The following is a 16879-nucleotide window of genomic DNA, read 5'->3' on the forward strand; positions in this document are numbered from 1 at the left end:
ATGACGCAGAGAAAACGCTTCCGCTTCCGTGCGAGACGCGGGGCGGGCCAACTGGGCGCTGTGACCGCCGTTTCGCTGCTCATGGGACTCACCGCGGCGGCCTCACCCGCCCAGGCCGCGGGCGACGTCACCGACGGACTCGCCCTCTGGTACAAGCTCGACGGGGCCTCCGGCACGACCGTGCCCGACGCCTCCGGCCACGGCCTCGACGGCACCCTCAACGGCACCGCCGACTGGACCGGCCAGGGTCTCGGCTTCAACGGCTCGGACACCTACGTCAAGGTGCCGAACGACGTACTGAAGGGGCTGACGTCGATCAGCGTCGCCTTCGACGTGAAGCTCGACGCCGCGCAGACCACGCCGTACTTCCTCTACGGCTTCGGCAACTCCAGCGGCAGCAACGGCAACGGCTATCTCTTCGCCACCGGCAACTCCCTGCGCACCTCGATCGCCACCGGCAACTGGTCGACGGAACAGACCACCAAGCCCTCCGACTCCCGCAACCTGACCCGCTCGGTGTGGAAGAACGTCACCTACACCCAGACGGGCACCACCGGTGTCCTGTACGAGGACGGCGTCGAGGTCGCCCGCAACACCTCGGTGACCATCACCCCCGGCGCGATCGGCTCCGGCACGACCACCGCCAACTACCTCGGCAAGTCGGTCTACTCGGGCGACAAGCTGTTCAAGGGCAGCATGCGCGACTTCCGGGTGTACGACCGCGCCCTGGCCGCGTCCGAGGTCGAACAGCTCGCGCTGCCCGTCGCCACCCAGGGCGTCGAGGACGACAAGGCGGCCCTCGACCTGGGCGACACCGGCGCGGTGACCGCCGACCTGACGCTGCCGAAGACCGGTGCGGCCGGCGGCTCCACCATCACCTGGGCCAGCGACAACACCGACCTCGTCACGGACGCGGGCAAGGTGACCCGGCCCACCGCGGGTCGGCCCGACGGGCACGCCACCCTCACCGCGACCCTGAAGAAGGGCACGGTCACCGCGACAAGGACGTTCGACATCACGGTCCTCTCGGCGTTCGACGACCAGACCGCGACCGAGCAGGCCGCCGAGGCCCTGACCGTCCGCAACCTCGACGACGCACGCGGCAACCTCACCCTGCCGGCCTCCGGCACCTACGGCACGGACGTCACCTGGTCCTCCGCCGACCCGGACGTCGTCTCGGCCGACGGCGTGGTCCACCGCCCCGCGCACGGCGCCGGCGCCACCACGGTCGACCTCACCGCCACCGTCACCAAGGGCGACGCGAAGTCGACCCGGGTGTTCACCGCGAAGGTCCCCGAACTCCCCGCGAAGGAAGCCCTCAAGGGCTACATGTTCAGCTACTTCACCGGCGAGGGCACGGCGAACGGCGAACAGCTCTACGCCGCGCTCAGCAAGGGCAACGACCCGCTGCACTGGCGGGAGCTGAACGACGGCGAGCCCGTGCTGACCTCGACGCTCGGCGAGCGGGGCCTGCGCGACCCGTTCATCATCCGCTCCCCCGAGGGCGACAAGTTCTACCAGATCGCCACCGACCTCAGGATCTACGGCAACGGCGACTGGGACGCCGCCCAGCGCACCGGCAGCAAGTCCATCATGGTCTGGGAGTCCACCGACCTGGTGCACTGGACGAACCAGCGCCTGGTGCAGGTCTCCCCCGACAGCGCCGGCAACACCTGGGCGCCCGAGGCGTACTACGACAGCGACCTCGGCGAGTACGTGGTGTTCTGGGCGTCGAAGCTGTACGACAACGAGGCGCACTCCGGCGACACCTACAACCGGATGATGTACGCCACCACCCGCGACTTCTACACCTTCAGCGCGCCCAAGGTCTGGATCGACCGCGGCTACTCCGTCATCGACTCCACGGTCATCCAGCACGACGGCACCTACTTCCGGCTGTCGAAGGACGAGCGGAACAACACCTCCTCCACGCCCAACAGCAAGTTCATCTTCGAGGAGAAGAGCGACTCCCTGCTGAACCTCTCCTGGGACGCGGTCGCCGAGGGCATCGGCAAGGGCGCGATGAGCGCGGCCGAGGGCCCGCTGGTGTTCAAGTCGAACACCGAGGACAAGTGGTACGCCTTCCTCGACGAGTTCGGCGGGCGCGGCTACATCCCCTTCGAGACCACCGACCTCGCCGCCGGCAAGTGGACGCCGGTCGCCGACTACGACCTGCCCTCGCGGCCCCGCCACGGCACGGTCCTGCCGGTCACCCAGGCCGAGTACGACCGGCTGCTGACCGCCTACCAGCCGGACCAGCTCGTCACCGGTGTCGAGGACATCTCGGTGAAGACGCGGACCGGCGAGGCGCCGGTGCTGCCCGCGACGGTGATCGCCACCTACTCCGACGGGGTCGACAGGCCGGTGGCCGTCAGCTGGGACGACGTCCCGGAGTCGGCGTACGCGCAGCCCGGTGAGTTCACGGTGACGGGCAGCCTGCCCGACGGCGCCGCGATCCCCGTACAGGCGAAGGTGACGGTCTCGGCGGAAGGCGCCGACGTGCCCGCCGACCTGCTGCTGCACTACGGCTTCGACGAGACGTCCGGCAACATCGCCGTCGACTCCAGCGGCCACGGCTACCACGGCACCTACGTCCGTACGCCCGCCTTCGGCACCGGCGTGAGCGGTGGCTCGTTCAGCATGTCCGGCGCGAGCGACTCGCCGTATGTGAAGATCCCGAACGGTGTGCTGAAGAACGCCGACAGCGTGACCGTCTCCACGTACGCGAAGTGGAAGGGCGGCAGCAGCTGGCAGTGGCTGTTCGGGCTGGGTCCGGACAGCAACAAGTACCTCTTCGCAAGCCCCTCCAACGGCTCCTCCAAGCTGTACTCGGCCATCACCAAGGCGAGTTGGTCGGCGGAGTCGAAGCTGACGGCGGGCTCGCAGCTCACCGCGGGCGAGTGGCGGCACGTGACCGTCACCCTGGACGGCTCGACCGGCACGATGGTCCTCTACGTGGACGGCATCGAGGCGGCCCGGGCGACCGGCGTCACCATCAGGCCGTCCGAGCTGTACGACGCCGACAAGGACTACAGCGGCTACATCGGACGCTCCCTGTACGCGGCCGACCCGTACTTCGGCGGTGAGGTCGACGACTTCCGCATCTACGACCGTGCGCTGTCGGCGGCCGAGGTGATGGAGCTGAGCGGCAACACCACGGGCATCGCGCGTGCCACCCACCCGGCACTCAAGGTCGACGCCCTGATCGACAACGGCGACAGCCGCATCACGCTGCCCTTCAAGGAGGGCACCGACCTCACCGCGCTGGCACCGGAGTTCGGCCTCGCCCACGGCGCGGCCATCAGCCCCGCCTCCGGCAGCGTGCAGGACTTCACGAAGCCGGTGAAGTACGAGGTCACGGGCTCCGACGGCAAGAAGCGCACCTGGACGGTCTCGGCGCTGGAGATGAAGAGCCCGGTGCTGCCGGGGCTCAACGCCGACCCGAACATCGTCCGCTTCGGCGACACCTTCTACCTGTATCCGACGACCGACGGCTTCGACGGCTGGAGCGGTACCCAGTTCAAGGCGTACTCCTCGACCGACCTGGTGCACTGGACGGACCACGGCGTCATCCTCGACCTCGGTCCTGACGTGAGCTGGGCGGACAGCAGGGCCTGGGCGCCGACGATCGCCGAGAAGGACGGGAAGTACTACTTCTACTTCTGCGCCGACGCGAACATCGGCGTGGCGGTCTCCGACTCGCCCACGGGTCCCTTCAAGGACGCGCTCGGCGCACCGCTGCTGAAGGCGGGCCAGCTGAGCGGCCAGATGATCGACCCGGCCGTCTTCACCGACGACGACGGCCAGTCGTACCTCTACTGGGGCAACGGCCACGCGTACGTGGCGCCGCTGAACGCCGACATGACCTCGATCGACACCGCGCAGATCAAGGACATCACGCCGAGCGGCTACAACGAGGGCTCGTTCGTGGTGAAGCGCAAGGGCACCTACTACTTCATGTGGTCGGAGAACGACACCCGCGACGAGAACTACCGTGTCGCCTACGCCACCGGTCCCTCCCCCACCGGCCCCTGGACCAAGCGGGGCGTGATCCTGGAGAAGGACGCCTCGCAGGGCATCCTGGGCACCGGCCACCACTCGGTCGTCCAGGTCCCGGGCACGGACGACTGGTACATCGCCTACCACCGCTTCGCGATCCCCGGCGGTGACGGCACCCACCGTGAGACCACCATCGACAGGATGGAGTTCGACGCGGACGGTCTGATCGAGAAGGTCGTGCCCACGCTGACCGGCATCGACCCGGTCGCCGTCGTGCACGCCGGTCCGGACGTCACGGGCACGGAGGGCGACGCGATCGCCCTGAACGGCACGCACTCCGGCGCGGGGAGCCCGAAGTGGACGGCCGACCAGGGCGCGCCCTGCAAGATCGCGGATGCGGGGGCGGCCCGGACCACGGTGACCTGCGCCGACAACGGCACGTTCACCCTCACCCTGACCGGTGGGCGCAGCACCGACACGGCCGTCGTCACGGTGAAGAACGCGGCCCCGGCCGTCACCTCCGCCACCGGCCCGACGGGCCCGGTCCCGGCCGGCCGTCGCACCGCCGTCACGGCGACCTTCACCGACCCGGGCACCGCCGACAAGCACACCTGCGTCATCGACTGGAAGGACGGCACCAGGCCGTCCGCCGGTACCGTCACCGCGACCGGCTGCCGCGCCGAGCACACCTACACCTCGGCGGGCATCCGCCGACCGGTGGTCACGGTCACCGACGACGACGGCGCGTCGGCCGGCCGTACGCTCCCCGAGATCGTCGTGTACGACCGCTCGGCCGGTCCGGTGGTGGGCGCGGGCGCCGTCGGCACCCGGGGCTTCTTCACCGTCGCCGCCCGCTACCTCCCGCAGGCCGCCACCCCGCTCGGCCAGGTCACCTACGTCTCCGGCCCGGCCCGGGTGAAGTTCCGCTCCACCGGCCTGGACTGGCTCGTCGTCAGCGGCTCCAAGGCCGTCGTCGAGGGCTCCGGCACGGTGGGCGGCAAGAAGGGCTACGGCTTCCGGGTCACGGCCACCGACAACCCCGACACCTTCGCGATCAGGATCTGGAAGAAGTCCGACGGCACGGTCGTCCTCGACACGGGGGCGGGGGTGAAGCCCGGCACCGTGACGATCGGCACGCACCGCCACTAGCACCGGGTCAAGGTCATGGGCCCTCTGCGCACGCAGGGGGCCCATTCGTCGTCCTGGGGGAGGACCTCGTCCATGCCGACACCCGACGAGCTCTGGAAGAGCGCCGATCTCACGACCCGGCGGCTCGCCGGACTGGCCCTCAATCCGGCCACACCACCGGACATCCTGCTGCGCCTGCTCCTGGACGGCCCGCTCGCCGTCCGGACGGTGCTGTGCGGGGACCGCGCGCTGCCCGAGGTCGTCGCCGACGCCGTGATCACCCATCCGGACCACCTCACCCGCCGGTTCTTCGCCGGCAGCGTCCATGCCGACCCCGCTCAGCGGGCGCGGCTGGTGGACGATCCCGACTGGACCGTGCGCGCCTGGCTGGCCAACGGGCCCCTGCCGACCGGGCCGCACCGGCCGAGGCCGCTGCCCGACACGACCGTCGTCCGGATGATCAGCACCTACGACAACGAACAGCTGGGCGGCGGCATCTACCGGCAGTTCTCGAACGAACTGCGCCGGGCCATGCCCACACACCCCGACCCCAAGGTCCGCGCCTGGGGCGTCGGCATGTGGACCTGGCTGTCCGCCGAGCGCCGCGCCGCACTGCTGGCGGACCCGGACGACGAGGTGCGCGGGAGGGCGGAACGTCATCGGCAGGACGAGGATCCGGCCTGGGTGGAGAGCAATCTGCCGGACCGCCCGTGCCACGCGCGGACCTATGTCCTGGTGAACCTGCCGCTGACCAGGTCCGTCGTGGACAGCGTGCTCACCGCTCCGGCGGGTCCCCAGGAGCGCTCGATGATCGCGGGCAACGCCTCACTGCCTTCCGATGTGGTGGTCCTGCTGGCGTCCGATCCGGACCCGGAGGTGCGGGAGGAGATCGCCCGCCGGGACGACCTCGGGCCTGACGAGTTGCGGGCTCTCGCCGTCGATCCCGAGCCGAAGGTGCGGCTCGCCGTGTCCGTCCACCCGGCGTGGAGCGAGGAGGAGCGGGCCGGGATCAACTACGCGGTTCCCCTGGACCGCACGTTCGGCCCCCACTTCGAGCGCCTGTACCCCCGCGATCCCGAGGCCGTCCGGCGGGACGCCCTGTCCGGGCATCCGCTGCTGCGCCGACGCGCGGCGACGGAGCGAGGGCTGCCGCCGGACCTGGTGGCCCTGCTGGGCGCCGACGACGACCTGGGCGTACGCGTCCTGCTGGCCCAGAACCATCCCGACGCTCCGCCGGACCTGCTGCTGCGCAGCTTCCTTGAGTACACCGGCCTGGAACGTGAGCACCTCCTCACCCGGCCGGCCTTCCCGACCGACGGGCTGGCCGAGTACGCCGACCACGCGGACCCGGCGGTCCGGGCCCTGGCCGCCCGGGATCCTGAGACCCCGTCGGAGGTCGTGGACCGGCTGACCCGGGACCCCGATGCCGGGGTGCGGGCCGCGTTCGCCCGGCATCCTCGGCTTCCGCCGGCCCGGCTGGCCGAGCTGCTCGACGACGAGGAGCTGGTGCGGGACGCCGCCGCCAACCCGGCGCTGGGAGTGGACGCCGTCCGCCGGCTGGTGGCGGCAATGCCGGTCAGCTGACCGCCAGCAGGGCCTCCAGTGCCCGTACGGTTCCCGGGTGCCGCGTGAGCAGTTCCGCGCCGCCCGGTTCCGCCGTCTCCCAGGTGCCCTCGCAGCCCAGCAGTGCGGCCAGCGCGTCGCAGGTCACGGGGTGGGCCGCCAGGAGTGCCACGCCGTCGCCGGTGTGCGCGGACGGCAGGCCCAGGGGCGGTGCCTCCGGGAGCCGCCACGGCGGAACCCAGCTGTCCAGCTCCGCGAGGCGCGCCGGGAAGATCCGGCCGGCCTCGCGGACGATCAGCGGGGCGAGTTCGGTGCCGCCCGCGCGCAGGGTGGTGATGAGGGTCGGCAGCCAGGGCAGCAGGACCCGGTCGGGCAGCCGGGCGAAGGCGTTCGACACCGCCTCGACGACGAAGTCGGCCAGGGCCGGCACCGGTTCGAGAGCGTGCACGAAGCCGCTGAGGTAGCGCGGGTAGGCGGGGACCACCAGCGGGTTGGCGAGCAGGCCGTCGCAGCGCTCCCGCAGCGCCGCCCTGGGCAGGGTGCCCAGGTGGGTCTGGGCCGCCCACAGCAGGGCGGTGCGCGCGGGCTCGGCCGGGTGGGACTGGGCCAGGGCCAGTTCGAGCTGGGTGCGGTCGCAGCCGAGGGAGAGGGCGAGGCTCTCCATGCCGAACAGGAAGCCCAGCATGGCGGCGACCTGACGGACGGTCGCGTCCTCGTCGGTGAACGCGCTCGGCAGCAGGGTGCAGTAGTGCGCGTACCCGGTCTTGACGAAGGACTCGATCCAGGACGGCAGGACCGGTTCGGCGGTGCGGTAGTACGCCAGCAGCCGGCGCACACGGCCCAGTACCTCCGGGGCGCCGTCGACGCTGCGCTCGCCCGCGAGGACCTCCAGCGCGCGGGTGCCCAGCTCGTCGGCGAGCCGTCGGCTGCGCAGGTACACGATCGCGTCCTCGACCGTCGCGAGGACGGTCGCCGCCGTGGCCTGCGGTGCGTACGCGGTGCGGCGCAGCCGCTGCTCCAGGACCTGCTCGATGCTGACGCCCTCGTACCCGAGTTCGATGAGCGACCGCTGATGGGTGCCGAGGGCGAGGTCCCAGGACTCCTGGATGGGGCGCTCGCCGAGGCTGCGGTCGCCCATGATGGGGCGGGCGGCGCCCTCGGGCAGCAGTCGGCGCAGCATCCACAGCACGTCGGAGCAGTGCCCCAGTTCCGGCCGGGCGGCGATGTCCAGCAGGGCCCGCTGGACTCCGCGCTGCTGGAGCCTCAGGTTCAGCGGCGCGAGCCGGTCGTGGACGTCCCGGGCCAGCGGCGGCAGCGCGTCGTAGCCGACCTGGCCGACGCGGTCGCCGCCCATCATGATCTCGACGAGCCGGCCCACGTCCCGCCGCCCCGGCACCCGGTCCTTCTCGATGCAGGTGACGGCCGCGTCCTGGAAGTCGTACGGCGTCGGCTTGGCGCGGTCGCGCATTCCGGCCAGCAGGATCGACGTCTCGAAGACGGCGATGGCGTCGGCGGTGGAGGCGAGGTAGCCGTTGCGGCGGGCGGCGCGCACGATCTCCACCGACCAGCCGAGCAGTTCGGCCTCGTCGAGGGCGTCGAGGACGGGCGGCCGCCGCAGGAACCCGGTGAGCTTGTCGACGGGTGCGACCGGGGCGGCGGCGGGTGTCGGCGCGGGGAGGCTCTTCTTCGGCTTCGTGCCCGCCTGGCCCGCCAGCCGGTAGGGCTTCACCCGGGTGCGCCTGAGGTTCTTGGCCCATTCCGTCGCGGCGATGGAGACCGAGCCGGCGGCCAGCCCGAACTGGGCCTCGATCGCGGCGTGGCTGGACGGGATCAGCCCGTGCCGCCACGTGGTGCCGCTGGGCGCGCTGACGGTGAAGGTGTCGCTGCCGTGCACGCCGAACTCGTCGACACGGCTCGCGGCGTGGAAGGCTCCGCAGACGTAGAGGCAGTCGGCGGGGTCGGTGCCGGTGGCGGCGAGGTGTTCCCGCATCCGCGTCCACATGTACCGCTCGCGGTCCTCGTCGACGCGGACCCTGTGCGCCTCCCCCGGGGCGAGACGGCGGAAGAGGCTGCCGATGAGCAGCATCACCTGGCGGTAGGTGTCGTGATCGCTGTCGCCGAGGGGCAGTTCGACGTACTGGTGCCACCACTCGGACCAGTGGCGGACCCGGCCGTGGCGCAGGAGGTGTTCCTCCAGTTCGGCGAAGCGCGGGCGCAGATCACCGATCTCCACGCCGACCGCGTCGCCGTGCAGGGCGCTCTCCTCGCCGGCCGCCGGGGCGTCGGGGTCCGGGGCGGCCGCCGCCGTGTCCGCCGGGCTCGCCTCCACCGTCTCCGCGTCCTTCTCCCACTGGAACACATGGTCCGAGGAGCGGTCGACCAGGACCAGTTCGACGCCGGGCGTGTCCAGGGCGTAGGCGATGGCCTGGTACTCGGCGGAGGCCTCCGTGATCGGGGCGACGACCGACAGCGGGGACCAGTCGGCGGGGAAGCCCTCGACCTCCGACGCGAACGCCTGGACGGCCACCGGGAGGCGGCAGTTGCGCAGCTCGGTGAGGAGGGGGGCCATGTCCTCGCACAGCTCCAGGTAGACCACCTTCGGCTGCTTCTCGCGCAGTCGGCGGGCCATGGCGATCGCCGAGGCCGGTGAGTGGTGGCAGACCGGGAAGATCTCCAGCGGCTCACGCACCGCGCGCTCGACGTCGTCCACGATGCCCCGCAGGATGCCCTCCAGGGCACCGGGTCCGTCGGCGAAGGCCGTGGCGGCCTCGTGGAGCTGGCCGCGGAGCGCCTCGAAGGTGGCGCCGCTCCCGTCCGCGCCGCTCATGACAGGGTCGCGATCGCGTCGCGGCCGCCCTCGAGGAACTCCGGCCAGGAGCCGCCCTCTTCCTTGCTGCGCGGCTCGACGACACCGTGCAGGTACTTGTTGAGGATGGCGAGGTCCTCGGGCTCGCGGCGGGCGAGGGAGCCGACGAGCGAGGAGGCGAGGGTGCGGGCGGTCAGGGCGCGGTCGCCGAAGAAGTTGCTGTGCAGGATGGCGTCCTCCAGGACGCCGATCTGCTCGGCGGTGGACAGCGCGGACTCCAGCTTCTCGTCGTCGCTGCCGGCGGCGGCCGCGGAGGCGCGCAGGTCGGCGAAGCTCTGGAGCAGCACGTCCAGCAGGGTGGGCGGGACGTCGAGTTCGATCCGGTGGCGGCGCAGGAGTTCCTCGGTGCGGAAGCGGACGATCTCCGCCTCGCTCTTCTTGTTCGTCACGACCGGGATGCGGACGAAGTTGAAGCGGCGCTTGAGCGCGGAGGACAGGTCGTTCACGCCCCGGTCGCGGCTGTTGGCGGTGGCGATGATCGAGAAGCCGGGCTTGGCGAAGACGATGTTCTCCCCGCCGGCGCCGTCCAGTTCGGGGACGGAGATGTACTTCTCGGAGAGGATCGAGATCAGCGCGTCCTGGACGTCGCTGGTGGATCGGGTGAGTTCCTCGACGCGGCCGATGGTGCCGGTCTCCATCGCGGTCATGATCGGCGAGGGGATCATCGACTCGCGCGACTGGCCCTTGGCGATCACCATGGACACGTTCCACGAGTACTTGATGTGGTCCTCGGTGGTGCCGGCCGTGCCCTGGACGACCTGGGTGGAGTTGCGGCAGATGGCCGCCGACAGCAGTTCGGCGAGCCAGCTCTTGCCGGTGCCGGGGTCGCCGATGAGCAGCAGTCCTCGGTCGGAGGCGAGGGTCACGATGGAACGCTCGACGAAACTGCGGTCGCCGAACCACTTCTGGTCGATCTCCCGGTCGAGGCCGTCGGCGCGCTCGGAGCCCAGGATGAACACCCGGATCATCTTCGGCGACAGCCGCCAGGAGAACGGCTTGGGGTTGTCGTCGATCGACTCCAGCCAGTCCAGTTCCTCGGCGAACTTGATCTCGGCGGGGGCGCGCAACAGGTCGGTCATCACAGGGCCTTTCTCAGAGTGTGGGCTGTCAGGCGAGGAACGTCTTGAGTTCATCGACGAGCTTGCGGATGTGGCCGGAGATCACCGGTGTGCCCTGGTCCTTGAAGCGCTCCCGGAACCAGGGGTTGACGCTGCCGCGCCCGGAGCTGGTCACGGAGCCGACGGGGATGAACTTGACCCCGGAGCGGTGCAGGGCGGCCATGCTGTCGAACAGCGGCTGGTGGTGCCATTCGTAGAAGTCGGAGATCCACACCACGACGGTGTTGCGCGGCTCGGCGATCTTCGGCTGGGCCAGGGCCATCGCGACCGTGCCGTCGGTGCCGCCGCCGAGCTGGGTGCGCAGCAGGGTCTCGAAGGGGTCGTGCACCCAGGGGGTGAGGTCGACCGCCCGGGTGTCGTACGCGACGAGGTGGACGTCCACCCTCGGCAGTCCGGCGAAGATCGACGCCAGGATGGTGCAGTTGACCATCGAGTCGACCATCGAGCCCGACTGGTCGACGACCACGATGAGCCGCTGGGGTGTCGTCTTGCGGGCGGTGTGCCGGTAGTAGAGGCGGTCGACGTAGAGCCGCTCCTCCTCGGGGCTGTAGTTGGTGAGGTTCTTCCAGATGGTGCGGTCGAGGTCGAGGTTGCGGAAGACGCGCTTCGGCGGGATCGAGCGGTCGATCGCGCCGACGGTGGCCTTCTCGACCTGGGTGCGCAGGACGTCCGCGACCTCGTCGACGAAGCGGCGGATCAGCGACTTCGCGTTGGCGAGGGCCACACCCGAGAGGTTGTTCTTGTCGCGCAGCAGCTGCTCGATGAGGGACATGCTCGGGGTGAGACGGGCGGCGAGCGCGGGGTCGGCGAGCACCTCGCGCAGCCGCATACGGCGGACGAGGTCGCCCTCCAGGGCGCCCAGTTCGGGTCCGATCGCCGGGATGAGGTTGCCCAGGTCGGGGGTGGCGCGGTGGCCGCCGGTCCCGGTGGGGCTCACGCCCCGGCCCGCGCCGCGCCCGCCGCGCAGGTCGCCGGGTGAGCAGCCCAGGGCGCGCTCCAGCCAGCCGGCGTCGGACTGCCACCGGGAGAGCTGCCCGGCGCTGACGGCTCCGCTGCCGGTGGCGAACACGTTGAGCAGCACCTTGGACACCAGGGCCGCGCGGCGCACCTCCGCGGCACCGTCCCGCAGGTCGTCGTCGGTGTCGGCGTCGTCGGTCACCATCAGCCCGTCGAACGCGTCCGCCAGGTGGGGATGGCGCTGCACGATCGAGTCGACGGAGGCCTGCGGGTCCAGCAGGGCGGGCGGGAGGCCGATGTCCTCGACGACGGCGAGGCTCGCCGACTCCAGGGCGGCCTGCTCCTCGGGGTCGAAGAGCCGGGCGAGGAGCCGCCAGTACAGCACCTGCCGACGGTTGTCGTGCGGGGCGGGCTCGGGCACCGGGGCGGCCGTCGTGGTGGCCGCGGCCGGGGTGGCGCCCGGTTCGGATGCCGGGGTGGTCGTCGGGGCGGTCGTCGCCCCGGATGTCCGCTCGGTCATGTGCGCAGCAGCCTTCCCGCTCGCTCCCGCAGGACGGTCACGGCATCGGTGGCGGCCTTCTCCGCCTTGACGCCCGTCCTGTCGGTGGTGCCGCCGGCCCAGGCGCCCGCCTGGAGGGCGGCGGTCTTCCTGCGCACGGTGGTCTCGACGGCCAGCGGCTGGAGCCGGAAGGCGCCGTCGTCCCAGCGGAGCAGACCGATGCAGGCGCCGGAGGCCGCGACGGCCTCGGGGGTCAGCGGGCCCGCGACCGGGATGCGGTCGGAGTCGACCAGGAGGTCGTCGCCCGCGTGGGTGAGGACGAGGGTGTCGCCGTCCTGCCGGGTGGCGTAGCCCTCCAGGAACACCGGTTCGGCGAGGCGCGCGGGGTGGCGGTCGAGCGGCGCGGTGACCGCCGCGGTTGCTGTGGGCAGGGCGACGCGGGCGGTGGCGAAGGGGTCCGCCGGTTCGCCCGGGCGGGCCCGGGTGTCGTCCCACAGGAGGTCGCCCTCCGCGGTGAGGGGCATGGCGTCCAGGTGCATCGCCCGGCCTTCGCCGAGGGCCCCGAGCAGCGACAGATGCGGCCGCAGGAGCTGCCAGACGCCGGCCGCGACCACACTGTCCGGCTTGGGCACCGAGACACTCGCGCGGACCAGCCGGGACGGGGTGCCGTCGTCGGGTTCGAACACGGCGTGGACCTGCGCCTGGGCGGCGGTCGCGTGTTCGTGCAGGTCGATACCGAGCGGCAGCAGCCGGCCGGTGGCGGTGCCGGTCGTGGGCCGGTCGGCGGCGCCGGGCCGGGTGAGCAGCAGGGCGCGCGCCCAGAGGTCCCCCCAGCGGCGGGCCGGGATCCGCTCCAGGGCGGATCCGGGGCAGGAGGCGGCGAGTTCGGCGGCGAACCCGTCGAGCAGGGCGGCGAGCCGGCGCAGTTCGGGCCGGGGCAGCATCGCGGAGACGATCGGGGCGGCGCCGCCGACGAGTTCGTGGTCGATGCCCTGCCAGCCGGCGCGGGCGAGGTCCGCGAGCCAGGTCCGGGCGGCGGCCAGCAGGTTGGCCTGCTGCGGGTCGTCGGCCGCGGCGGGAGTGTCGTCGGTGCGGGTGCGGCCGGTGGAGGCGTCGGCGCGGGTGGTGAGCGCGTCGTGGACGGCGCCGAGGAGGGCCGAGCGGGCGGCGGCCAGGGCGAGGAGGTGGTCCTCGCCCGCGGTTCCCGCGGCGGCCTTCTCGGCGGCCTCGGCGACCCGGGCGGCCAGCGGGCTGCCGGCGACGGCGCGGGCGAGTTCCGCCAGACCGGCGCCCTGGTCGGACCGGGGCCGCAGCAGTCCGGCGACGAGACACCGGTCGAAGGCGTCGGCCGCGGCCAGGGCCTCCTCCAGCCCGTCCACCGGGGCACCGAGCACGCCGGTGGACTCCCCCGCATCCGCGCGCTCCCCCGCGCCGCCCGGGTCCGCGGCCCCCTCGGAGGCGGACGCGCCCGTGTTCTCCGCCCGTGTCGGGGCGAACCAGTGCATCTCCGGCAACGGGTCCGTGACCGGAGCCTGTTCGAGATAGGCGAGGTGGCGCAGGAACCGGCTGAAGACGGGGGCGGCGGCCGCCTTGCCGTCCGCCTGCTGCGGGTGGGTGCCGGTCATCGCGGCGGTCAGGGCGGCGGCGTCGGACTCGCCGCCCGTCGGATCGACGCGCAGATAGCGGGCGACGCGCGGGCCGCCGTACTGGAGGACCGCCTCGGCGACCAGGGCGCGGATGTGGTTGCAGAACGAGCCGCGCGCACCGCCGCAGGGCCGGTTGTTGTTGGTGCTGCACGCGAAGGCATAGGTCCCGGCCGCGATCGACGAGACGTAGACGCGCTCGATGTCCGAGCCGCTGGAGACGACCCCTTGCAGGCGTCCGTCGGCCAGTTCGACGAAGGGGACCTTCGCGAGCTTGCGCGGACGGGCGGGCGGCACCACCCGGGCCGTACTCGCCCTTTCCCAGTTCTCCCGGTCCGACAACGCACCATCTCCTTTGCGGCACACGGCTGCACACGCCGAAGCGGCGCAGCACGGGGGATTCGCCGCACCCGAGCGGCGCGACACCAATGACGTTATCGGCGACCACTGACAATGCGTCCGACCTGCGCAGACGATGCCCGGTGACGCGTGGGGAGGGCCTCGTCCGGAGCGCGGAGCGGACGCTGTCCGGATCCCGGTCGGGATCGCACCGCAAACGTCCCGCTCTCCTAGAATCCGGTGGATCACGGTCGGTGTCGCGGGCGGCCCGGCAGGGGCGGAAGGGGCGGGATTGAGCGGGGAGGGAGCGGCGTTCGGGCCGCTGCTGCGGGAGTTGAGGCTGGCCGCGTCGCAGACGATCGAGGGGCTGGCGGAGGCGTCGGGCGTCAGTGTGCGGGGCATCGGCGACCTGGAGCGGGGGCGCCGGGCGGCTCCGCAGCGGCGGACGGTCGCGGCGCTCGCGGACGGTCTGGGGCTGGACGAGGCGCTGCGGGAGCGGCTGCTCGCGGCCGCCCGGGCGGGGCGCGCGCCGGGATACAGCCCGGTGGGCGTACAGGCGTTCCCCCGCGGCATCGACGACTTCGTGGGCCGGGAGCCGCAGTTGACGCGGCTCGCCGAGCTGGCCGGGCGGCAGGACGTCGCACAGCCGGTGGTGGTGGCGGTGTCCGGGCCGCCGGGCGCGGGCAAGACGACGCTCGCCCTGCACGCCGCCCGCGCGCTCGCCGACCGGTTCCCCGACGGGCAGTTGGTGGTCGACCTGTGCGGCACCGACGACGAGCCGCCCGGCCCCGCGGAGCTGGTGCTCCGGGTGCTCAAGGCGCTCCAGGTGGCCGACCGGGAGCTCGCCCAGGCCGGTCCGCAGGGCCATCCGGCGCTGTACCGGCGGGTGCTGGCGGAGCGGCGCTGTCTGCTGGTGCTGGACGACGCGCGGGACGAGGCCCAGGTACGGCCGCTGCTGCCGGCCGCCGGCGCGGCCATGGTGGTCGTGACGAGCCGGCGCATGCTGACCGGGCTGGACAGTGTGCACCGGCTGCCGCTCGGGGAGCTGAGCCCGGCGGAGGCCGCCGCGTTCCTCACCGCCCTGGTCGGCGCCGAGCGGGCGGCGGCCGATCCGGACGCCGTCGCCGATGTCGCCGGCCGCTGCGGACATCTGCCGCTGGCCCTGCGGGTGGCGGGCAACTGGCTGGCCACCCGCACCGGCTGGACGGTACGCCGGCTCGCCGACCGGCTGGCCGCCGAGGACCGGCGCCTGGACGCCCTGTCCGCCGGGGACCTGCGCGTCGCCGCCGCCTTCGACCTGTCGTACCGTCAGCTCACCCCCGCGGCCGCCCGGTTGTTCCGGCGGCTCGCGCTGCTCCCTGGCCCGGACACGGGAGCGGCCGGGGCCGCCCGGCTGACGGGGCAGGCGCTGTTCGACGCCGAGGACACTCTGGAGGAGCTGGTCGAGACCGGGCTGCTCGGGGCGTACGGCGAGCGGTACCGGCTGCACGACCTGCTGCGGCTGTACGCGCGTACCCGGCTGGCGGCGGAGGAGAGCGCACCGGACGCCGTACGCGCGCGTGAGGCGCTGTACGACTGGCTGCTGGGGACCACGGTCGTGGCCGGGCGCTGGTTCGAGCCGGACCACGGTGCGCCGCCCGCCGACTTCGACGGGGCGGTCGATCTGTCGAGCGCGGAGCGGGCGCGGGCCTGGTTGCAGGCCGAGGGCGCGAACTGGCTGGCGGCCCTGCGCGCGGCGGCGGCCGGCGGGGCGCACCTGACCGTGGTGGAGGTGGCGGAGGCACTGCACTGGTTCTCCGACCAGTGGATCTTCTGGGGGCACTGGCCGGAGGTCTTCGGCACGGCCGCCCGCAGTGCGCGCGAGCTGGGCGATCCGGTGCTGGAGGCGACGCATCTCAACTACCACGCGTGGGCGCTGCTCACCTGCGAGGGACGTCCGCACGACAGCCTGGAGCGCTCCGTGGAGGCGCTCGGGGCCGCGCGGCGGGCCGGTGACGTACCGCAGGAGGCGTGGGCGCACGTCTATCAGGGGCTGGCGTTCCGGCGGCTGGAGGACCATGCCCCGGCCGCCGGGCACATGCACCGCGCGGTCACGCTGTTCGAGGCCGCGGGCGATCTGCACGGCAGCCTCCAGGCCCGGCACGGGCGCGCCCTGATCCTGATGGGCTCGGGACGGCCCGAGGAGGCCCTGGTGGTGTACGAGGAGACGCTGGCGTTCCTGGAGCGGGTCCAGGACCGGCTGGCGCCGCACATCGCCGAGTTCGGCCGGGGCGGCATGCACTCGGGCATGGGATCCAGCCTCGCCCTGCTGGAGCGCTGGACGGAGGCGGTCGAGCACCATCGTGCCGCCATGGCGATCTGGCGGGGCAACGGCAACACGGCCATGGAGAGCCGCCAGCTCGTCCACCTGGGCCACGCCCTGTCGTCCGCAGGGCGGCGGGACGAGGCCCGGGAGGCCTTCGCCCGCTGTGTCTCCCTCGGCCCGGACGCCGACCCGCAGCGCGTCACGGCGGCCCGCGACGCCCTCGCCCGCCTCGGCACACCCTAGGGCGGCACCGGCGGGCGAGGTCCCCGCGCCGTGGCACCATCCTCGCCGCCCCCGCTCCCCCGTGTCTTGTCCCGCAGCGCACCGGACTGTTCCGTGCGCGCACAGCCGCGGCGGGACGTTTCTGCCTGCTTCGTGCCTGGAGGCGGTCCCGGCCGGCTGCTTGGCTGGAGGCGGCGGGGGGACCGGGCCGCCGCCGCTGCGCGTTCTCCGGTGCCCCTT

General features: G+C 72.7%; 7 protein-coding genes and 1 pseudogene. 3 read left to right on the forward strand and 5 right to left on the reverse strand.

All coding sequences use genetic code 11. From position 1 onward, the window contains the following. Together AQJ64_RS08705 and AQJ64_RS08710 are read left to right on the forward strand one after the other, a co-directional pair. Positions 1-5148 (forward strand): family 43 glycosylhydrolase, encoded by a 5148-nt coding sequence (locus tag AQJ64_RS08705; RefSeq protein ID WP_055637442.1) that lies wholly within the window; start codon positions 1-3, stop codon positions 5146-5148. A gap of 72 nt (positions 5149-5220) precedes the next feature. Continuing rightward, entirely contained in the window at positions 5221-6711 is a 1491-nt protein-coding gene (locus AQJ64_RS08710) for a hypothetical protein (protein ID WP_055637441.1), read from the forward strand. Here the strand turns inward: AQJ64_RS08710 and AQJ64_RS08715 are convergent. From AQJ64_RS08715 to AQJ64_RS50635, 5 genes and pseudogenes are all read right to left on the reverse strand, one after another. Then, positions 6704-9517 (reverse strand): DUF5682 family protein, encoded by a 2814-nt coding sequence (locus tag AQJ64_RS08715; RefSeq protein ID WP_055637440.1) that lies wholly within the window; start codon positions 9515-9517, stop codon positions 6704-6706. The two genes, AQJ64_RS08710 and AQJ64_RS08715, sit on opposite strands and share 8 nt — an antisense overlap. Further along, positions 9514-10635: an ATP-binding protein gene (locus tag AQJ64_RS08720; protein ID WP_055637439.1), complete on the reverse strand. Its 1122-nt coding sequence runs from the start codon at positions 10633-10635 to the stop codon at positions 9514-9516. Before AQJ64_RS08720 ends, AQJ64_RS08715 begins: the two co-directional genes overlap by 4 nt. A gap of 28 nt (positions 10636-10663) precedes the next feature. Beyond that, a complete protein-coding gene (locus tag AQJ64_RS08725; protein WP_079061545.1) occupies positions 10664-12151 on the reverse strand; it encodes a VWA domain-containing protein in 1488 nt (495 codons plus the stop codon). Next, positions 12148-13635 carry a hypothetical protein gene (locus AQJ64_RS08730; RefSeq protein WP_420876574.1) on the reverse strand — a complete coding sequence of 496 codons (1488 nt, stop codon included), beginning with the start codon at positions 13633-13635 and terminating at the stop codon, positions 12148-12150. Before AQJ64_RS08730 ends, AQJ64_RS08725 begins: the two co-directional genes overlap by 4 nt. Then, positions 13609-14139 (reverse strand): annotated as a pseudogene (locus AQJ64_RS50635) (hypothetical protein); the annotation flags it as partial. The gene AQJ64_RS08730 and the pseudogene AQJ64_RS50635, both read right to left, overlap by 27 nt. Positions 14140-14404: 265 nt before the next feature. Between AQJ64_RS50635 and AQJ64_RS08735 the strand changes: the two are divergent. Beyond that, positions 14405-16660, forward strand: coding sequence for an ATP-binding protein (locus tag AQJ64_RS08735; protein WP_055637438.1), 2256 nt, complete (start codon positions 14405-14407; stop codon positions 16658-16660). Positions 16661-16879 lie beyond the last annotated feature (219 nt).

The organism is Streptomyces griseoruber, from assembly GCF_001514205.1.
Lineage (GTDB): Bacteria > Actinomycetota > Actinomycetes > Streptomycetales > Streptomycetaceae > Streptomyces > Streptomyces griseoruber.